Source organism: Salinicoccus albus DSM 19776 (genome assembly GCF_000385175.1).
Classification (GTDB): domain Bacteria; phylum Bacillota; class Bacilli; order Staphylococcales; family Salinicoccaceae; genus Salinicoccus; species Salinicoccus albus.
Window position 1 is genome coordinate 123,016 of sequence record NZ_ARQJ01000025.1, and the last position, 20,505, is coordinate 143,520.

Below are 20,505 nucleotides of genomic sequence, written 5' to 3' on the forward strand. Positions count from 1 at the left end.
TGGGACCATCACTTCTGCACTTTATAAGTCCGGTTGCGCATCGCTCTTTCAAGCGGTCCGGCAACCTGTTTTTTCTCCATTATATACGCAGCAGCCAGTGTCACCATCCAGATGATTAGAGCGAGTATGACTGAACCCGTTATACTGAGATGACCACCCAGATTCAATGCGACGGGCGACATGGTGATAACAATCAGACATTCCTGTGTCACGAAGAACGTTAGAGAACGTTTCCCCATCGCAGCCATGGATTCTATGATGACACCGCGTTTTTGTATCGCAACACCCAAAAGACCGAATAATCCGGCATAACCATATCCTGCACCAAGCCCTGTAATCATGTGCAGGCCGTATGTCAGTCCTGCAGTGAAGAGCTCAGGAAAAAGTATATCATTAACGAGAACATGTGGGACTGCACCCAACAGGGATATACCCAGCCCCCACAGGGTCAGCTTTTTCAGTAACCCGACATTTTGGTGAGCCTGGATTAATGGATTTTTACGACCCAGCCATATACCCATATAAACTGCAGGAATAATCGGGAACATCAAGTGATTAAATAACGGGATGATGGGTATGGCAATAATCTGACCAGCCAGCGTACCGAAATATGTTTCATCTCCGGCCCAGGAGAACGGCAGACCATAATCTCCAATGCCAAGCAATATTCCGCCCCACAGCACAGGCAGATAAACTGCACATATGATGGTCGATATGGCAATTCGTTTTACAATCTTCTGATCAGGTTTTTTCAAACTGCCTGAAAGTAACAATCCTGCGGCCCCATATGTCATTAAGATATCCTGACCCCCGGCAATACCGGCAAGAAGCGCACCAAAAAGTATCAGATACCAGCTGCGCCTTTTAATCATACGTCTTGCAGCGTCTTGCCCTATACGTTCCCTCTGTTTCTGATAAATCATCACCAGTCCATAGCCAAACAATACGGCAAATAACGGTCTTGCCCGGTTATCAACGAGAAGTTCCATCAGCATATTTAAAAATGTTTCAAAAGCATTACCGGCTTCCGGTTTTGTGATGACACCGGGCTCAAGTGTATATAAGAAGAATGGTACATGAGACAGAATGATTAAGAACAGCATAAAGCCGCGTGCAAGGTCCAATGACAGTGCCCGTTTCTTATTTTTTTCAGTCATAATACTGCTCCTGACTGACCAGTCTGATAAACTGGCTGTTTTGAATGTCTTTTACGACGATGTGAAGTTCCATTATAATAATTGCAAGTGTTGATTGCCACGAGTCATTTCAACTCCTCTGGAAATACGAATCCTCTTTCTCTTTTCAGAGTGCGTTCGATCCCTCCCAGAACCTCATTGACATCCAGCGGATTGGAAATCTCGATTTTATCGATATCTATGATGTAAACGGGCGAAATTTCTTTTTCCAGATAATTTGTCATAAATTCATTTTCATAGATGTTGTACAGGTTCTGGTAATATTGATATAACTCTGTGTTACCTTCAATTTGCTCATAAGGTCTGCCGCGTTTTTTAATCCGCCTCATAGCTTCCTCAAGGGAGCCATGCACCAATACGAGTAGATCCGGTGATTTTTTGAGTGAAATCTGCTGCGCGTATAAATCATACAATTCCTGCATCATGTTTTCATGTAACTCCAAATAAGTGTTGTATTCCGCCTTGTCCATGGAACCATTCTCGTATTGTAACCTGGCAAATACCATGGCATCCTCATAAATAGAACGATCCAACACTGTATTCGGGTGAGTCATGGCTTTCTTGATCGCCTTGAACCGATGATTTAGGAAATATACCTGCAAATGAAAACTATATCTTTTTGGATCCTCATAAAATTTTGCAAGGAATGGATTGCCCTCCACTTTTTCTTCTACTAAATCAACGCCGAAATGGTCAGCGATTACATTGCCCCAAGCGGTTTTTCCTGCGCCAATTGTTCCTGCCAGCGTAATCAATATCTATTCTCCCTTCTTACGAATGATTTTCATCTAATTAATGCCCTTTATCACTAAAGCGATTTAATGATTCAGAATATAAGATCTCATTATGATATAAAACAACAATATAATAAACTCACATTATAGATTAAAAAGAATTGAGTTACCATAAATAAAAATTCAAAACCCTTTTTATCCTTTTGAGCATATTATTTAAATTTCAGCACTGCTAATGATACTATTTTGAGGCTATCTATTGGAGGTGTTTGTGATGTCTAAACGGAAAGAAAGATATTATATTTCTTTGATATTACTTGTCATCGTATTTATCGGTGCTTCCCTGCGTTCTCCGATATCATCGGTTGGCCCGTTAGTACCTTTTTTCAGTGAAGAATTACATTTGTCAAATACGACCATCGGTTTTTTAAATACATTTCCATTGCTCGCATTCGGATTATTCTCACCTTTCATCCCTAAAATCGCCAGGAAATATGGCATGGAGATTACCTTGCTGATTGCGATGGTGTTTTTAACGGCTGGAATGCTGCTGAGAGGTATGGATGGTACCTTTATGCTGTTCTTCGGTACAGCCATTATCGGGTTGTCAATTGCTGTCGGCAACGTGTTGGCACCGGGGCTGATCAAAGCCACTTTTCCGTTTAAAATGGGCCTGATGACCGGAATCTATTCCTTTTCCATGAATATCGTGAGCGCGCTGGCGGCAGGAATTTCCGTGAACATTGCGACCAGCCCGGACTATGACTGGCGAATCGCACTGGGGATGTGGGGTGTCTTCCCGTTAATCGCAGTCGTTATACTTATATTAAGAATGCCAATATTATTAGATGAAAGAAAAAAGGTATTCAAGAAAATTGATGCTTCGCCAACTGGCACTTTATGGCGGTCGCCACTGGCATGGACAGTGACATTATACATGGGGTTACAGTCTTTGATTCCGTACACGCTCTTTGCCTGGCTGCCGGCGATTTTAATCGATAAAGGTTTCGGAGAAAATGAGGCTGGCTGGCTGATGACTATTTATCAGTTAGGGTTATTGCCGACGACATTTCTGGCACCATTGATCGCCTACCGGTATGCGGGCCAAAGAGAAATCGGCGTTGTGAGCGGAATGCTGTGGGCGGTCGGACTCATCGGGATACTGATCCTCTCAGGCAGCTGGATTATCCCGTTTCTAATCATCACCGGTATCGGTGCCGGAACGACATTCAGTCTTGCCATGATGTTTTTTGTCCTGCGAACGAATACTGCAGTACAGTCCGCCCAGTTATCTGGAATGGCGCAATCCGTCGGATATATCGTCGCTGCTGGCGGTCCGCTGTTTTTGGGTATGATGTCTGAATATATGGGCAGCTGGAATCTGCCGCTCATCATATTGATCATAGTTGGATTCATTATTGCAGTGCTGGGCTATTTTGCAGGAAAGAACCAGACAGTTTCCGAATAACAAAAATAATACCATAAATGACCATTGCGTGAATTTTCTGTTGACAACGCATGAGAATACAGATACAGTTGTCTCTAACAAATCAATAGGCGTACATTTTCTTATCCAGAGAGGTGGAGGGACTGGCCCTGTGAAGCCTCGGCAACAAATCTGCATGATTCAGAACATTGTGCCAATTCCAGCAGCCTGACGGCTAGAAGATAAGGAGTGACTTTGATTTATTTTCAAATCCTCTTCTACCGTTGGAAGAGGATTTTTTATTTTCAGTTTCTGTCTGTGCAATCATTCAAATTATTGAGGAGGCAATGTGTAATGAGTAAAAGAAGTTTGGAGCAGCGTCTGCAGGAAGGGACGGTTATTGTAGGAGAGGGATACTTGTTTGAGTTGGAACGGAGAGGTTATCTCCAGGCTGGATCATTCGTGCCGGAAGTAGCTTTGGAGCACCCTGAGACATTGAAACATGTGTACCGCGATTATATGAATGCCGGATCAGATGTCGTGCTGGCATTCACTTATAACGCGCACCGGGAAAAGATGCGCATTATTGGCAAAGAAGACTTGCTGGAGCCGTTGAATAGAAATGCCATCAAGCTGGCCAAAGAAGTTGCCAAGGAGCATCCGGCCGAAGAGGCACTCGTCGCCGGAAACATTTCCAACACGAACATCTTTGACCCGAAGAATGATAACTCCAAGGCGACAGTGAGGGAAATGTTCAATGAGATGGCATCATGGTGTAAGGATGAAGATGTCGATTTTATCAGCGGAGAAACTTTTTACTATCATGAGGAAGCGTTGATTGCGCTCGAGGAGATCAAAAAGTATGATTTGCCGGCGGTCATCACTCTCGGTCTGATGGGTGAAAATATTCTGCGCGACGGTTATACAGTGGAGGAATCTTGTAAGATTCTTGAGGATAACGGCGCACTCGTTGTCGGGATGAACTGCTTCCGCGGTCCGGACACGATGCAGCCATATCTAGAGAAGATTCGTCAAAAAACAGACGGCTATGTCGGTGCACTGCCGGTTCCATACCGCACAACAGAAGAGCATCCGACATTCTTTAACCTGCCGGATGGCGGCTGCAGCTGCCATCTGCCGACAGAAACAACTTTCCCGACTTCTTTAGATCCGCTTTATCACAACCGTTATGAGCTGGCGGAATGGGCGAAACAGACACATGATATCGGCATCAACTACATTGGTCTCTGCTGCGGGGCATCGCCGTCAATGATACGTGCCGTCGCCGAAGCAGTCGGTTTAGAGACCATCAATTCGAAATATTCGCCGGATATGCATAAACACTTCCTCTTCGGTAAAGATGACACGCTGCAGAAGCACAACCAGACGTACAGAACGAAAGCGTAATATGATATATAAACTGTGTCAGTTAGAAATTACTGCTCATACCTGACAAAAAAACAGGTCCAGAATGCTTTTATACAAAGCCTGGACCTGTTACTTTTGTTAGTGAACCACGATAGAAACTCTTATACTTGTTTGATGTTCCAGCTTACGTCTGCCTGGGTTAATGTTTTCTCACTATTTCCTGTTTACTTTCTTTGAGTTTAAAAGAAAGTAAGAATCCGAGGAAAGCTGCGAGCCCTGCGACGATGAAGGAAACATTCACCCCATGAATACTGCCGCTTACGCCTTCGTTTGGTATGGCGGCTGTAGACATGATAGTGATGAGCACCGCGGTACCGATCGACCCGGCGATTTGACGGAATGTGTTATTCATCGCTGTGCCGTGAGGAATCAGATCTTTCGGCAGCTGGTTCAAGGCTAAGGTTGTCATAGGCATCATGACCATTGCGATAGAAAGCATACGGATGCCATTCATACTTGCCAGATAAACGAAACTTGTATCTGCAGATAAATTAGTGAACCCTAAGGTTGTCAGAGCTAATAGTAAAAGACCGCCCCGGGCAAGCCATTTACCTCCAAATCTATCAAAAAGATAACCGGTAATCGGGTTTGAAAAGCCCATTACAATCGCGCCGGGTAACAATACAAGTCCGGAATCGAGGGCTGAGAACCCGATCATATTCTGCATGTATAACGGCAAAATAACATTTGTTCCAATCATTGCTGCAAAGACAACCATCCCAAGGGCAGTCGCCAGCGTGAATGTACCATTTTTGAAAACCCTGAATTCAAGGAGCGGTTTCTCTAATTTCAGTTGTCTGGTAATAAACAGGTACAGGGAGATGATGCCTGCAATAATGGATAAATCTACCTGAGTGCTGAGCCAGCCCGCTTCACCCGCAACACTGAATCCGTATAGAAGTCCGCCGAAACCTACGGTAGAAAGAATGACTGATAATATATCCAGCTTCGGATTCTTTTGTTCCGTCACATTTTTGAGTAAGAAGTATGCGACTATAATGTTTACAATGGCAATGGGCAGCACCACATAAAAGACACTGCGCCATGGAAACTGATCAACAAGCCATCCAGCAAGACTCGGGCCGATTGCCGGGGCAAATGCGATGACCAGTCCGAACAAGCCCATCGCTGTGCCTCGCCTGTTTACAGGGAAGAGAAGGAACAAAATGGTTTGCATAAGCGGCATCATAATGCCAGCGCCTGATGCCTGCAACACTCTTCCAATCATTAAAAATGTAAAATTTGGAGCAATCGCAGCAGCAAAGGATCCAAGGGTAAACAATCCCATTGCAGTTAAAAATAGTTTACGTGTGGTGAATTTGTCTATTAAAAACGCTGTGACTGGAATCATGATGCCATTCACCAGCATAAATACAGACTGCAGCCATTGTGCAGTACTTTCGGTTAAATTGAGATCTTGCATGATCGGGGGGAGTGCCGTCCCGAGCAGCGTCTGATTTAAAATAGTAATGAAAGCACCGGATAATAAGACTGCAAAAAGCGGTATGTTCTTTTTCAAATTAGACGTTTCTGTATTTTCCATAATATCTCATCTTTTCTGTCGCAAAAATTGATGATTGATTAATCAACAATATATAACTATACCACAAGAAAAATATTAAGCACAACTTTATGCTTTCAGGTTCTTGTTTCCCGTCAGGTGTTGTTTCAGAAAATTTTTTCTCCAGAAGATCATCTAGTGTTTAAAACTTAATTTTAAAATAAACGATTTTATTTATTGCGAATTTTGTGTTAATCTTACGCTTATGCTTTATTAATTTAGCAAAAAAGGATGATAAATTAATCGTTTATTTATAATGAGTCATAATAGGAGCCTTAATAAGGGTCAGGTGATGATAATGGTGTTGGATTATACGAATTCTATCCCGCTTTATATACAGTTAAAGGAAGAACTTGAACAAAGGATTTATAAAGGTGTCTACACAGGCAAAATACCCAGTGAGCGTGAGTTTATGGATGAATATTACGTTAGCCGGAGTACTGTCAGACAAGCTATTGAGGAGCTTGTTAAGGAAGGGACGCTCAATAAAAAACCAGGAAGAGGCACCTTTGTTTCTGTAAAGCGCATTAATGACTGGCTCGGCAACCTGAGAAGTACGTCGGAAACGATTGAACGCATGGGAATGGATCCCGATGCCAAGTTAATTAAATCAGAAATTATCGAGCTGCCTGATCAGCTGCAAAATAAAACAGGCGCAGCACAAGCCTTTCATTTTAAACGTATTCGGTATGCAGATAATATCCCAATAGGTATTGAGAATAATTTTTATCCGCTGGAATTAGGAAGGAAAATCAGCAGGTATAATTTAAATGGGGTATCATTATATGATTTGCTTGATCTGGAGCTGGGAATTCGGTCATTTGAGGCTGATCAGGTCATTACTGCTGGTACAATTACAGAGGAAGATGCTGAATTATTGAAGATGCCCGCCAGCGCCGGTGTGCTGATTGCTGAAAGAAAATTGCTGGATATTAATGGTAAATTCATTGAATACGAATATGCCTGCTACCGTTCAGATATGTATTCATTCAATATCAAACTTTCACGAAAAAGATGAGTAAGAGGGGAGCTGCCAAAACTTCTGGCAGCTCCCCTCTTACTTTTAAACTAATTTTTTCCATATTGATACGCTTAACTGGTTACAAGTTCTGATTGGCCATAAACTGGCTCGCCATCTATAAAAGTGGATTTAACGGTGATATCTTTAATCCGTTCCGGGTCTGCTGAAACAGGATCTTCGCTGAGTATGGCGAAATCTGCCCGTTTTCCTTTTTCAATACTGCCAAGCCGGTTTCCCTGAAAGATGAGGTCAGCAGCATAAATCGTCATCGATTTTAAAGCTGTGATCACTTCAATACGCTGCTCGGGTCCGAGAACTTTTCCTTCTCGCGTGATACGGTTTGCCGCTGCCCATACTGAAAATAATGGAGAAATTGGTGTGATCGGACAATCGGAATGAATCGTGAACAACAGGTGATGATCGACTGCTTCTTTTAATGGACTGATCCGTCTGGCACGTTCCGGACCAAGGAAAATCTGCTCATGTCTGTCGCCCCAGTAATATACATGATTAATGAAAAATGAGCCGGCGACTCTGAGTGCCTCCATTCTAGCTAAGTCTTCTGGAACCGCAGACTGCACATGTTCAATACGATGACGGTGATCTTCATTTGGGGATTTGTTCAACGCATATTCGTATGCATCTAAAATCGAACCAATCGCCCGGTCTCCATTGCCATGTGTGGTGACCCGGAACCCCCGTTGATGCAAATCCAATACTTCTTCCTGAAAGACGTCTTGTTTATGAATCAAATCACCGTATAGCTCTGGATTCTGATAATAAGGTTTACGCAATGCGCCAGTCAGACCCTGAATCGAACCATCCTGAAACATTTTGGCGCTGTCCAGTCTTGCGAGTCCGTTGGAGCGGTGCCTTATCTCCTCATCAAGCGCTGCGTGTGTATAGCCGGCTAATGGGCCGTCATCCCGCAGCAGAGCATCCTTGATCATTAATTGGGTACGCATTGGATTTAAACTGTGTCTGGCTGCTTCGAGATGGACATTTAAATGTTTTAGACTGTAGACTGCAGCATCCGAATTTGTAGTGATCCCCTGCGCCAGATACTCGTTGGATGTTTCACTTAGTAATTCGATCATTTTCTTCTCGGATTTTTGTGGCAGCAAATTATTTATGGCAGCCATGGCTTCATGTTCATAAAGCACACCATTAAGCTGGCCATTCTCCTCTCTGCCGTAATGTCCGCCTTGAGGATCTGGTGTATCTGCATCTAATCCCGCCAGTTTTAATGCGTATGAGTTGGCGACGGCCAAATGCCCGGAGATATGCTTGATGAGGACGGGATGATTGGGTGCTGCTTTATCCAAATCTGTCTGTGTTGGATGACGCTGATCTTCTAACAGTGTGTCGTCATATCCATAGCCTTGAATCCATTCGCCAGCGGGGGTTTCTTGTACTTTTTGTCCAACTACGTCCAGGATATCTTCGATCGTTTTATTTGGCGGTGTACTGCAGTCTGCCATATCTTTCATCAGGGCATACATTAAAATGTGGTTATGGGTGTCTATAAAGCCGGGAATGAGTGTGTCGCCATTCAAGTCAATCACATCCGTTTGATCCGTGATTCCGACTGCGTTTTTCGGCGGCTCGGATTCCTGCCAGATACCGATGATCTCTCCTTCGGCTACAGCAACTGAACCCGCGCGCGTATTTTGTTTATCCAGCGTTAATACATTGGCATTCTTAAAAAGTAATGTTGCATTTTTCATGAGATAACGTCATTCCTTTCATATGATTATTCATGAGAACATCCAATTGCTGTAAAGAAAAATTCACTCTATGAAACCATCTCTCCTCCATACCATCACTACTGATGATGAAAATGGTAATAAACCTGAGGGGATAATTAAACATTGTCATAATGTCCGGACCAGTGATATGTAAAGGGGATATCGGAGATTAAAAAACCCGTATTATCTGGAAAACTCCAGATGATACGGGTTTAAATCAAAGTGGGGTGAAGATTTTACCACCAATTATTTGCATTTCTGAATTGCATTGCTTCTTCAACGGAACCATAGCGTTCTTGAGCGTAATTAATCATACCTTCTGTCTGTTCTTCAACAGAGCCAGTGCCCCATGATTCTTTTGTCTGGCCTAGGCCTCGGTAGCCAAGTTCATTGACTGCATTTGGGTCACCGCTGGATTCTGGCATAACAATATTTTGCCACATTGCTTCTGTACCGCCAGCAGCGAGGAATTGTTCTTTAGTTGAGCCATCAGAAGCTTGTTGTGTGTTTTGTTCAGGTGCAGCTGGTTGCGCATTTTCGGATTGTTGTGTGTTTTGTTCAGATTCAGCTGACTGAGTATTTTCAGTTTGCTGCTGTGATTGCTCTGAGTTTTCTTCAGTTACTTGCGGTGCATTTTCTTCTTGTTGCTGTGGTTGAGCTTCTTGAGTGTTATTTTGAGTATTTTGTGTTGATTCCTGTTCATTTACTTCTGGGGCTTCCTGTTCATAATTATATCCGCCGTATTCCCAATAAAACTGAGTGCCATCTGATTCAAAGGTATAATTGACACCATTCAGGTTGAAATTATAATGATATTCACCTTCATGAAGCGGTGAGTTATTCAATTCGCTTGAATTGGATTGAGCCATTTGTGCCAGTTCTTCTTTGTTGACGTCCTGGCTCGAAGCTTCCGCATTTTGATCGGCTGCGACACCAGTGATACCTAAGCCCAATGCCATAGTCGTAGTTAAGATTGTTTTCTTCATAATCTTTTCATCCTCCAGATACATATATATTAATAGAGTATTGTTTCATTCTTCGTTGGTTCGAAACATGCTTTCTTATGTCTTAGTCACCCAAGACAATGAATAATATACCATATACACACTCACTGTGTGTTACAGCCCAATAATAATGTGATCACAATTATTATCATGAGTTAACAGTGATTGTAATGTTGATATCTGACTGTATTATTTCTGAATATTTGCTATAAAAAATATAAATGACATCTCATAGAAGTTTATATGGGATAGTCAGATATTTCTTTACGAATTAAAAAAAGAGGGACAGAATCATATTAATCAATGATTCTGTCCCTTATTAAAAGATTTTTTCGTTTTCATTTAAATTAAATTCACTGTATTAAAGATTTGTTCCACATACAGGCCAAGGCTGGCTTCCTCTGTCTTCATAAAGCTTTTGAGCCATTTGAGTCTGTTTAGCTGCAGATGCGTCAGACGGTAGTCCGCTTCCGCCTATGGACTGCCAAGTCTGTACATCAAACTGATAAAGTCCATGATAAAGTCCGTTTGAGCTGACAACGCTAGGGTCGCCGCCGGATTCACACTGAGCTAACGCGCCCCAGTTCTGACCGCCGGAATTATTTGGATTTGATACGTTTTCAGTTTGAGTCTGTTCTGTGTTTTGTTCAGGTGCAGCTGGCTGAGTATTTTCAGTTTGCTGCTGTGATTGTTCTGAGCTTTCTTCAGTTACCTGCGGTGCATTTTCTTCTTGTTGTTGTGGTTGAGCTTCTTGAGTGTCATTTTGAGTATTTTGTGTTGATTCCTGTTCATTTACTTCTTGTTCCGGCTGTTCATAATTGTATCCGCCATATTCCCAAGAAAATTGAGTGCCGTCTGATTCAAAGGTATAATTGACACCATTCAGGTTGAAATTATAATGATATGCACCTTCGTGCAGTGGTGAGTTATTCAATTCACTTGAATTGGATTGAGCCATTTGTGCCAGTTCTTCTTTGTTGACGTCCTGACTTGAAGCTTCCGCATTTTGATCGGCTGCGACACCAGTGATACCCAAGCCCAATGCCATAGTCGTAGTTAAGATTGTTTTCTTCATAATCTTTTCATCCTCCAGATACATATATATTAGTAGAGTATTGTTTTTTCATCGTTGATTTCAAAACACACGTTTTATGTGCTTAATCGTTTAAGACAATGAATAATATACCACATAGACACTCACTGTGTGTTACAGCCCAGTAATAATGTGATTACAATTATTATTATGAGTTATCAATGATTGTAATATTGATATATTACTGAGATATAACTGTATTATTTCTGAATATTTGATATAAAAAAGGGGTATTTACTTATCCTACGGGTTGTATAGAGAAGAATCAGAATATCTTTATGAATTAAAATAAGCAGGGAAAGAATCATATCAATCAATGATTCTTTCCCTGCTTGAATTTTAGGCTGAAAAATGATTATCAATCTTCTTTGTTTTCATCCGCTTCATCGGATTCGTCAACTGAAGTACCCGGATCTTTCTGTTCCTCCTGTACTTCCCTGAAATCTGCTTGCTCACTGTTTCCACTATCTCTATTAGATAAGTTGTCCAGGAAACCTTCGAGATCAAAGCCTGTCATCTGCCCCATACTCTCCTGAAGTTTTGCCATTGTCCCCGTGACGGTGTTGGGGAGTGATTTTAACTGGTCTCCACTGCCGCCATCCATGATACGAATGGAGTCGACATTACCCATTGATTCGCTGACGGCTCTGGCGAATTCTGGCATAATCTCAATGAATTGTTCTAATATAATGACGTCTTTGTTTTCTGCCATTGCCTGAGCCCGGCGTTCAATCGCTTCTGCCTCTGCCATACTCTTCTCTCTGATGACTTGCGCTTCGGCGTTACCTTCGGCTTTACGGGCTTCAGCAGCAGCCTCAGCTTCTTTAGTGCGAGCATTGTAGTCCGCTTCAGCCTGCTGCCTGCGCACTTCAACCTGTTGTCTTTCGATTTCAACGTCATTTTCACGTTCCATCTGCCGAAGTTTCAATTCATTTGCTTTCTCCTGCTCACGGATTTCCAGACTCTGGCGTTCCACTTCTAAACGCCGTTCTTCTTCTTCCAACTGTCCAGCCGCTTTGGCTGCCGCATTTTCTTTCTCAGTCTCAGCCAGAATTTGTGCATCTTTCAAGTCCTTCTCTTTACGGCTGTCAGCGATATTCATTTCTCTCTTATATTGTTCATTCGAAATCGTCTCATTGTCTTTAGCCTGCTGGATCTCTGTTTCACGTCTGTTCTCAGATTCCGCCATTTCTGCTTGTTTCTTCACTCTGGCAATCTGAGGACGGCCTAAGTTTTCAAGGTAGTTTTCGTCATCTTTCAGATCAGACAGACCTAATGAAGTAATCTTGAAGCCCATTCTATTCAACTGGTCCTGGGCAATTTCCCGGACTTGTTCGTTGAAACTCTCCCGGTCCTTATTGATCTGTTCAACCGTCATTTTAGATAGGATGGCACGAAGATTCGAGTTTAATACCTCAGAAATTTCATGTGCAATATCTTTTTGTTCCTTGCCAAGGAACTGTTCCGCGTACTTAACGATACCGTGGAGATCATCTGCCACTTTTACTGTGGCCACTGCTTCTCCGTAAATTCCGACACCTTCAAGCGTGTAAACTTTCGGTGTCGCAATTTGTAATTGGAACGATTTTAATGAAACTCTTGTACCGGTTTGGAACAGCCTGAGCCTGTGCCCGCCGCCCCGGATCACTTTCATGTAACGTCCCTGGTCATCTTTATAGATATTGGTTTCTCTCTCTTCATCACCCAGGTTGGGACCAGTAACAATCAGCGCTTCGTTGGAAGGGACCGTACGGTATCTGGCCTTCATGAATAAATACCAGCTGATGAGGCCGATAATAAGTAGTGCAACAACTATGATTATTGCTAATAGAGTACCTGTGATTTCAAACATAAGGGAACCCCTTTCATTAATTTATGTATCACTTTAATTCTATAACAGATGGCAGGCGATTGTAAGCATAACCTAGTAATTTGGTCATTCAAATTATTCTATATACCTCAAGTGTGATGGTATTTTGACAAAAATTGAATGGCCTTGATACCCTTTGCAAATCAATATCATTAAGTTCGAAAGGTGAGTGTGCAAGTGAAAAAGATAATATTGACGTTATTGTTGCTTGTTATATTCTTCTTAATAGGATTCTATATAGGTGTTTAGTAAAATTTATGGACGAATGACTGATTATGAAATCTCCATATCATTATATTACTGCCATTTTGATGAATAAAACAGGTTAATATCACCTGCTTTAATCCAGTCGATTTCTGTTTCTTCCCGCATTCAGTGTCAGAGGGAGAATATGCTATTATAGATGATATAATAATACATCGGAAGTGATAGGATTGAGCTTACAAAGAAAGAAAGTTTATGAAGAAATTGCAGAACTCATTCTTGAGGATATAAAGTCAGGCGAAATGGAACCCGGTGATAAACTTCCTCCCATCGCCGAAATGGCACAGACGCACAAAGTATCTTCTGCGTCTGTCAGAGAAGCGTTGAACAGCCTGAAGGTCATGGATGTTATCGAAGTGAAACATGGCCAGGGCTCTTTCATCAAAGAGAGGATGCCGCTTGGCTTCGAGCAGAACTTTGAGATTATCACACATTCAGATATTGAAAATCTTTTGGACTTGAGAAAGATTATAGAAGTGGGCAGTGCAAGAGAAGCTTCACAAAAAGCGGGCGTTAGTGAGCTCCAGGAGATCAAGGATGCACTGGATAAAATGTGGACAGTATTAGAAAATAATGAAATTGGTGAACAGGCGGATTATGAGTTCCACATAAGTATTGCAGAAGCTACTGGAAACCCTTTGCTGGTCAATCTGCTTGAAGATGTTTCAGACACTATGATTCGTACAATGAAAGAAACAAGACGAATATGGTTGTACGAAGAGAGAAAATCCATTCAAAAAATTCACGATGAACACAAATTAATCTACAAAGCCATTGAGGCAGGTGCAGAGGAGGATGTCGCCAGACATATGTACAATCACCTCATCGGTGTTGAAGAGGTGCTGCTCCAGCATTATTGAAGAGACTTTTTCAGTCTCTTCTTTTTTTATGGAGTAACACTTGACAAATAGAAAGCGATTCCATAGAATGTCAACATATTCTCTAGTCATCATATGACTAGATATCTTTAAGCACTTTGTAACGCAAAAGGGGGAGTTTTATGCTGATATTTTTAAGTCTTTTACCGATTTTGTCGATTTTTTTCTTTTTGTATTTAATGATAAAAGGAGTTGAAAATCATTTTGTAAGCGTTTACTCATAGTAAATAACGTTCTTTAAGAACAAGAAAATAGATTCGATTCAAAAGGAGAGATACGATGTTGATGGTGGTGGCCCTTAGTGCAGTAATTATTCCTTTTATCCTGCTGGTTCTATTACGGATGTCGGCAATAAAAGGGATGTCTATTAGTACGGTGGTGGTTATTGTTTTAGCAATGTCTGTATGGGGGATGAATGGACACGTGATTGCTTCCTCTATATTGGAGGGGATACATAGGACGCTCACTATTCTGTTCATTATGTTCGGGGCTCTTGTGCTATTGAACACTCTTCGCAACACTGGGGCGGTCAATCGTATTAACCAAGGGTTTCAAAGCATCTCCCGAGACATGAGGGTACAGCTTATTTTTGTTGCCTTTTTGTTCGGTTCTTTAATTGAAGGCGCCGCGGGATTCGGGACTCCCGCCATGGTGACGGCACCTCTGATGCTTGCCTTGGGATTCAAACCGCTGGCGGCGGTCGCCACAGCGCTGATTGCTGATAGTACAGCGGTTGCTTTCGGAGCAGTGGGGACGCCGGTACTGGTTGGATTAAGCACCTTGCCGGAAGCAAGCACAGATTTTTATCAGGACGTTGGCCTGACAACAACTTTGATTGATTTATTCGGCGGTATTTTTATTCCTTTAATCTTAGTATTGGTGCTAACAGTATTTTTTGGGAAAGGGAACGCCATCAAAAATACATTGGTCATGCTGCCCTGGACACTGTTAATCGGCGTTACCTATAATGGCTCTGCTGTCGCTTATGCATTTCTGTTCGGCCCTGAATTCGTGGCGATTCTCGGGTCGTTGACAGGGATTATTGTCGCAACCATAACGGCTAAAAAGGGATGGCTTCTGCCTAACTCTGTTTGGACGGAGGCGATGCAGGCAGATTCCGATACAGGTAATGAACAATCAGAGATGGGATTGATCAAGGCGTGGCTTCCATACATCATCGTGGTCCTTTTATTGCTGGCCACACGCATTGTTCCCTGGATCGAGGAGTTTACGTTGTCAGCGATTGATTTGACCTGGTCAAATATTCTAGGTATAGAGGGGATCGCCTCGGAATGGGAGCTGTTGCATTCTCCTGGCACATTGTTGACATTGGCGGCTGTATTGGCGCTCCCTGTACAACGAAAACCGTTCAGTGATTTTGGACAATCAGTAAAACAATCGCTGTCTACAATAAAGGGCACTGCAGTCACATTGACAGCAACACTTGCGATGGTCCATGTGTTCAGTAATTCGGGTTTGAATATGAACGATTTGATGAGCATGCCGGAGTATATCGCTCAGGGGATGGCTGAGACGTTTGACACGATGTGGATATTTGTTGCCCCATTTCTCGGCGGGTTGGGATCGTTTATCACTGGAAGCGCCACCGTTTCCACCCTGACATTCTCTCCCGTACAGTTCAATATTGCTGAAGCGACAGGATCAAATGTAAATGTAGTTCTCGGAGCTCAACTTGTCGGTTCAGGTGCAGGGAACATGATTGCGATCCATAATGCAGTCGCAGCAAGTGCTGTGGTTGGAATGCAGGGAGAAGAAGGGAATGTGATTCGGAAAACCCTTGGACCTGCACTACTTTATATGGTACTTGTCGGCATCGGTGGATTTATAATAATGTGGATTTTATAAAGTTCCTATAAAAGAACCACAATGGATAACAGGATGCTGTAAACGAGCATCAATCTGATATCGGTCAACTGGAAAAACCCTTATTACAATAGAAAGAAGGTCAAAAAATGGGAAACACATATTCAAAAGATGTTATACTCATCGGTGCTGGTGTGATGAGTGCGACTGTGGGTTCATTTCTAAAAAATGTCGAACCCGATTGGAATATCAAACTGTTTGAACGGCTGGACAAACCGGCGATTGAAAGTTCAAATGAAATCAATAATGCCGGTACCGGACATGCGGCATTATGTGAGCTCAATTATACAGTTGAACAAGAAGATGGCTCAATAAATATTGAAAAGGCCAAAGAAATCAATGAACAGTTTGAGATATCCAAGCAATTCTGGTCCCACTTAGTTAGAAATAGAGAGATACAAAATCCCCAGGATTTCATCCGTCCCCTGCCCCACATCAGCTTTGTTCAGGGAGAAAATAATGTCAATTTCTTGAGAAAACGCTTTGAGGCGCTGTCTCCCCTGTCGATGTTTGAAGGTATGAAGTATTCCGAAGACATGGATGAATTATCTGAATGGATGCCCTTAATGATGGAGGGCCGTGCATCAAACGAGCCTGTTGCAGCGAGTAAGATAGATGCAGGCACAGATGTCAACTTCGGTGAACTGACACGCAAAATGGCGGCAAACATAGACGGGCATGATAATGCAGCAGTTCATTATCGCCATGAGGTAGTTGACTTCAGGAAACTGGAAAACGGTAAATGGGAAGTTGAGATTCGTAACCACGAAGACGATAAGATAGAATACCATATCGCAGACTATATCTTTATCGGTGCTGGCGGTCATGCCATTCCGCTGTTACAAAAGACAAAAATACCTGAGAGCAGACATCTCGGCGGTTTTCCAATCAGCGGTGCATTTTTAGTTTGTAATAATCCGGAAGTAGTCAGTCAGCATGATGCGAAAGTGTATGGGAAAGAACCACCCGGTACACCGCCGATGACTGTGCCGCATCTGGATAGACGTTATATGCAAGGTGATCAGAGTTTATTATTCGGGCCTTTTGCAGCTATTGGCCCTAAGTTTCTTAAACAAGGGTCTAATTTAGACCTGTTAAAATCGATTAACCCCAGCAACATAATAACGATGTTATCTGCGGGGGCTAAGAATATGCCGCTGGTTAAATATTCCATCCAGCAGGTCATGATGGATAAGGAAGATCGGATGAAGGAACTGCGAAAATTTGTGCCTGATGCCAAAGATGAAGATTGGGATCTGCTTGTCGCCGGTAAACGTGTACAGGTTATTAAAGATACTAAAGAACACGGCCGGGGATTCATCCAGTTTGGAACAGAGGTCGTTCATTCTGAAGACAATTCAGTTACCGCATTATTAGGAGAATCCCCCGGTGCTTCTGTGTCCGTATCGGTGGCCCTCGAGGTCTTTGAAAAAAGCTTCCCGCAGTATATAGAAAAATGGACCCCGATGATCAAAGAAATGATCCCTTCTTATGGACAATCTTTAATAGAAGATAATGTATTACTCAAGGAAATCCGTGAGTCAACGGCAAGAGATCTTGAGTTGGAATAGTTGCAACGATATCATTTTCAATGAATGGAGTATTGTATGAACAGTTGGGATGAAAAATTTCAAAATAACGATTATATTTATGGACGCCAGCCCAATGAATGGGTTCGTGCTGCGCTGGGCGGAACGAAAAACAGGAAAATTGCCTTACTGGCTGAAGGCGAGGGGCGCAATGCCATATACCTGGCCAGACTCGGGAACCAGGTTATCACTTATGATTTTTCACAAGAAGGCATCGGTAAAACACAACGGCTTGCCGCTGAAGAAAACGTAACCGTTGATACCAGGCTGCAGGATATAACAGTCCGGGGCGCCCTCCCTCGCGCTGCTTATGATATTAGTGTGAATATTTTCGGTCACGTGCCAAAAGACGGAAAGTATCAAATGTTTTCTAATCTGGTCAATTGCGTAAAACCGGGTGGATTCATCATTTTTGAACTGTACTCCAAACGGCAGATCGAATTTAAAACTGGGGGGCCGCCAAACGTTGATATGCTTTATGATACCGAAGAGATAGAAACGATGATTGAAGATCTTTCTGTTGAAATCCTTCATTTGGAAGAAATTAATACATTTAGACAGGAAGGCCAAATGCATAATGGTCAGAGCGCCGTCATCCAAGGAAAATTAAGGAAACTTTGACAAGGGATAGTGCAAAGATAAGTGGACGGGAGACTATCAGTGCCATGGATATAAAAAGCAGGATCACTCCTCTGAAACAGTGATGAGATGAACGGGAGTCATTTACTTTCATGATCAAATTCTATATTATATCACTAAGATTTTAAAAAGGAGATCGTGTCGTTTATGGCTAAAAGCCCGAAAAGTGTACTGGACAGGATTGAAATTATTGGTAATAAACTCCCCCACCCGGTCAGTATATTTTTAATCTTTACTGTATTCGTTATTGTTATTTCACATATTTTATACCTGTTCGATGTCAGTGTCACTTTTACAGGTGTGGATAGTGAGACAGGTGAGCGCGGGGAACAGACAGTCAATGCTATGAGTCTGCTTACCGGTGAGGGTATCGCATATATCTTTACATCAGTCGTTGAGAACTTCACCACTTTCGTTGCACTCGGTCCGGTATTGGTTGCAATGCTCGGTGTGGGTGTTGCTGAGAAGAGTGGCTACATCAGTGCATTGATGACGAACACTGTAACGAAAGCACCACGGAGGCTGGTGACTCCGATTGTTGTATTAATGGGTGTGATGAGTAACGTCGCGGCCTCTGTCGGATATGTTGTACTCGTTCCGCTGGGAGCTATCATATTCCTGGGATTCAGAAGACACCCGCTTGCCGGACTGGCTGCAGCATTTGCCGGTGTCTCAGGCGGATATTCTGCGAATCTGCTGATTGGTACAAATGACCCGTTGCTCGCAGGGATTTCAACTGAGTCTGCAGGCATACTCGATGCCACTTATGAGGTGCTTGCAACTGACAACTGGTATTTCATGTTTGTTTCAACATTTCTGGTTGTCATCTTAGGGACACTAATTACCGACAAGATTGTTGAACCCCGGCTCGGTGAGTATAAAGGACAGACGGATGCAACTATGGAAAAGTCGGTACTGAATACGGTGGAGAAAAAAGGGTTGATCTATGCAAACATTTCTGCGGTGCTTGTTGCCCTTGGCGTACTGTTACTGACTATTTTCCCCGATGCACCGCTCAGGGGCGAAGACGGCAGTATTATAGAATCACCCTTCATCTCAAGCATTATATTTATCATGATGCTTGTTTTCCTTGTGCCGGGTATCGTTTATGGTGCGGTGACCCGCCAGGTCAAAAATGATAAGGATGTTGTGAAATTGATGGATGATTCCATTATGACCATGGCAGGATTTATCGTCCTGATATTCTTTGCAGCACAGTTTGTTGCATTGTTCAATTTCTCCAATCTTGGAATCATAATAGCAGTAAATGGTGCGGGGTTACTTGAAGCGATTAATCTTAACAGTACACTGATACTGATATTTTTTATCATTATTACAGCATTAATTAATTTGTTCATCGCTGCAGATTCGGCAAAATGGGCGATCATGGCACCGATATTCGTACCGTTATTCATGCAGCTTGGTATTGCTCCGGAGGTCACCCAGGCCGCGTACAGAATTGGAGATTCTTCTACAAACATCATATCACCGCTCATGCCATTTTTCCCGCTGGTTGTTGCATTCACTCAGCGTTATGGCAGGGATAATGGCATCGGTACAGTCATATCACTGATGCTGCCATACTCAGTGATATTTCTGATTGTGTGGATCGTCTTATTTGGAGTATGGATATTATTTGGCATTCCATTTGGTCCGGGCGGAAATTTGACATATTAACAAAAAAGGAATCGGGAGATACTCCCCTAATTGCTTCGCAAACACCCACAAAAATATTGGAAGTGTTAGTGTCATTTGGTCATAAGAAGTTAATAAGGTTACGAACTTAAAGTGCTGGAATTCTAGGATTTGTGGCTTACATTCCAGCTGCTTTCTACATTTTCATGACTTCGTTATTATGACGACGCCGAGGAACGGTGTTTTCCCGGTCTCGTCGGTTTCTCAAACCCGAGACTCAGCCCTTTCTCGGTGTCGTCGATTTCTCAAACCCGAGACTCAGCCCTTTCTCGGTGTCGTCGATTTCTCAATCCCGAGACTCAGCCCTTTCTCGGTGTCGTCGATTTCTCAATCCCGAGATTCGCCCCTTTCTCGGTCTCGTCCGTTTCTCAATCCCGAGACTCAGTCCTTTTCCGGTGTCGTCGATGTGACGCTGCCGGCAGACGGATATGTTCCAGCCTCTTTTGAGTCATTTTTTATAACTACATCAGCTGGT

At 42.7% G+C, this 20,505-nt stretch carries 15 protein-coding genes and 1 riboswitch; of the genes, 8 read left to right on the top strand and 7 right to left on the bottom strand.

What is annotated here, in order from left to right:
* Positions 1–8 precede the first annotated feature (8 nt).
* Positions 9–1,157 carry a DUF418 domain-containing protein gene (locus G343_RS0105855; protein WP_020007192.1) on the bottom strand — a complete coding sequence of 383 codons (1,149 nt, stop codon included), beginning with the start codon at positions 1,155–1,157 and terminating at the stop codon, positions 9–11.
* Positions 1,158–1,261: 104 nt separating this feature from the next.
* A complete protein-coding gene (locus G343_RS0105860) occupies positions 1,262–1,951 on the bottom strand; it encodes a deoxynucleoside kinase (protein ID WP_020007193.1) in 690 nt (229 codons plus the stop codon).
* A 253-nt stretch (positions 1,952–2,204) separates the two neighbouring features.
* Between G343_RS0105860 and G343_RS0105865 the strand changes: the two genes are divergently transcribed.
* Positions 2,205–3,398 (top strand): CynX/NimT family MFS transporter, encoded by a 1,194-nt coding sequence (locus tag G343_RS0105865; protein WP_020007194.1) that lies wholly within the window; start codon positions 2,205–2,207, stop codon positions 3,396–3,398.
* Positions 3,399–3,496: 98 nt separating this feature from the next.
* Positions 3,497–3,605, top strand: a riboswitch (SAM riboswitch).
* Positions 3,606–3,710: 105 nt separating this feature from the next.
* Positions 3,711–4,763: a homocysteine S-methyltransferase family protein gene (locus tag G343_RS0105870; protein WP_020007195.1), complete on the top strand. Its 1,053-nt coding sequence runs from the start codon at positions 3,711–3,713 to the stop codon at positions 4,761–4,763.
* A gap of 160 nt (positions 4,764–4,923) precedes the next feature.
* Here the strand turns inward: G343_RS0105870 and G343_RS0105875 are convergent, their stop codons facing one another.
* Positions 4,924–6,327 (bottom strand): MDR family MFS transporter, encoded by a 1,404-nt coding sequence (locus G343_RS0105875; RefSeq protein WP_020007196.1) that lies wholly within the window; start codon positions 6,325–6,327, stop codon positions 4,924–4,926.
* Between the two features lie 316 nt (positions 6,328–6,643).
* Between G343_RS0105875 and G343_RS0105880 the strand changes: the two genes are divergently transcribed.
* Complete coding sequence (locus G343_RS0105880) at positions 6,644–7,363, top strand: GntR family transcriptional regulator (protein ID WP_020007197.1); 720 nt, start codon at positions 6,644–6,646, stop codon at positions 7,361–7,363.
* 74 nt (positions 7,364–7,437) lie between these two features.
* Here the strand turns inward: G343_RS0105880 and G343_RS0105885 are convergent, their stop codons facing one another.
* The 4 genes from G343_RS0105885 to G343_RS0105900 form a co-directional block, all read right to left on the bottom strand.
* Positions 7,438–9,093 carry an amidohydrolase gene (locus G343_RS0105885; protein WP_020007198.1) on the bottom strand — a complete coding sequence of 552 codons (1,656 nt, stop codon included), beginning with the start codon at positions 9,091–9,093 and terminating at the stop codon, positions 7,438–7,440.
* Between the two features lie 257 nt (positions 9,094–9,350).
* Entirely contained in the window at positions 9,351–10,100 is a 750-nt protein-coding gene (locus G343_RS0105890) for an aggregation-promoting factor C-terminal-like domain-containing protein (RefSeq protein WP_020007199.1), read from the bottom strand.
* A 379-nt stretch (positions 10,101–10,479) separates the two neighbouring features.
* Positions 10,480–11,193, bottom strand: coding sequence for a transglycosylase family protein (locus G343_RS0105895; RefSeq protein WP_020007200.1), 714 nt, complete (start codon positions 11,191–11,193; stop codon positions 10,480–10,482).
* Between the two features lie 376 nt (positions 11,194–11,569).
* Entirely contained in the window at positions 11,570–13,063 is a 1,494-nt protein-coding gene (locus G343_RS0105900; protein ID WP_020007201.1) for a flotillin family protein, read from the bottom strand.
* Positions 13,064–13,506: 443 nt separating this feature from the next.
* Between G343_RS0105900 and G343_RS0105905 the strand changes: the two genes are divergently transcribed.
* From G343_RS0105905 to G343_RS0105925, 5 genes are all read left to right on the top strand, one after another.
* Positions 13,507–14,205, top strand: coding sequence for a FadR/GntR family transcriptional regulator (locus tag G343_RS0105905; RefSeq protein ID WP_245541938.1), 699 nt, complete (start codon positions 13,507–13,509; stop codon positions 14,203–14,205).
* A gap of 297 nt (positions 14,206–14,502) precedes the next feature.
* Positions 14,503–16,089, top strand: coding sequence for an L-lactate permease (locus G343_RS0105910; RefSeq protein ID WP_020007203.1), 1,587 nt, complete (start codon positions 14,503–14,505; stop codon positions 16,087–16,089).
* Positions 16,090–16,196: 107 nt separating this feature from the next.
* The gene (gene mqo, locus G343_RS0105915; RefSeq protein ID WP_020007204.1) at positions 16,197–17,678 is read left to right on the top strand and encodes a malate dehydrogenase (quinone); all 1,482 of its coding nucleotides are present in this window, start codon (positions 16,197–16,199) and stop codon (positions 17,676–17,678) included.
* A gap of 36 nt (positions 17,679–17,714) precedes the next feature.
* Complete coding sequence (locus G343_RS0105920; protein WP_020007205.1) at positions 17,715–18,317, top strand: class I SAM-dependent methyltransferase; 603 nt, start codon at positions 17,715–17,717, stop codon at positions 18,315–18,317.
* A 165-nt stretch (positions 18,318–18,482) separates the two neighbouring features.
* Positions 18,483–20,012, top strand: coding sequence for an AbgT family transporter (locus tag G343_RS0105925; RefSeq protein ID WP_020007206.1), 1,530 nt, complete (start codon positions 18,483–18,485; stop codon positions 20,010–20,012).
* Positions 20,013–20,505 lie beyond the last annotated feature (493 nt).

Coding starts and splice junctions, on each gene's coding strand:
- G343_RS0105855 (WP_020007192.1), bottom strand. CDS start 1,157: ATGACTGAAAAAAATAAGAAACGGGCACTGTCATTGGACCTTGCACGC.
- G343_RS0105865 (WP_020007194.1), top strand. CDS start 2,205: ATGTCTAAACGGAAAGAAAGATATTATATTTCTTTGATATTACTTGTC.
- G343_RS0105870 (WP_020007195.1), top strand. CDS start 3,711: ATGAGTAAAAGAAGTTTGGAGCAGCGTCTGCAGGAAGGGACGGTTATT.
- G343_RS0105875 (WP_020007196.1), bottom strand. CDS start 6,327: ATGGAAAATACAGAAACGTCTAATTTGAAAAAGAACATACCGCTTTTT.
- G343_RS0105880 (WP_020007197.1), top strand. CDS start 6,644: ATGGTGTTGGATTATACGAATTCTATCCCGCTTTATATACAGTTAAAG.
- G343_RS0105885 (WP_020007198.1), bottom strand. CDS start 9,093: ATGAAAAATGCAACATTACTTTTTAAGAATGCCAATGTATTAACGCTG.
- G343_RS0105890 (WP_020007199.1), bottom strand. CDS start 10,100: ATGAAGAAAACAATCTTAACTACGACTATGGCATTGGGCTTAGGTATC.
- G343_RS0105895 (WP_020007200.1), bottom strand. CDS start 11,193: ATGAAGAAAACAATCTTAACTACGACTATGGCATTGGGCTTGGGTATC.
- G343_RS0105900 (WP_020007201.1), bottom strand. CDS start 13,063: ATGTTTGAAATCACAGGTACTCTATTAGCAATAATCATAGTTGTTGCA.
- G343_RS0105910 (WP_020007203.1), top strand. CDS start 14,503: ATGTTGATGGTGGTGGCCCTTAGTGCAGTAATTATTCCTTTTATCCTG.
- mqo (WP_020007204.1), top strand. CDS start 16,197: ATGGGAAACACATATTCAAAAGATGTTATACTCATCGGTGCTGGTGTG.
- G343_RS0105920 (WP_020007205.1), top strand. CDS start 17,715: ATGAACAGTTGGGATGAAAAATTTCAAAATAACGATTATATTTATGGA.
- G343_RS0105925 (WP_020007206.1), top strand. CDS start 18,483: ATGGCTAAAAGCCCGAAAAGTGTACTGGACAGGATTGAAATTATTGGT.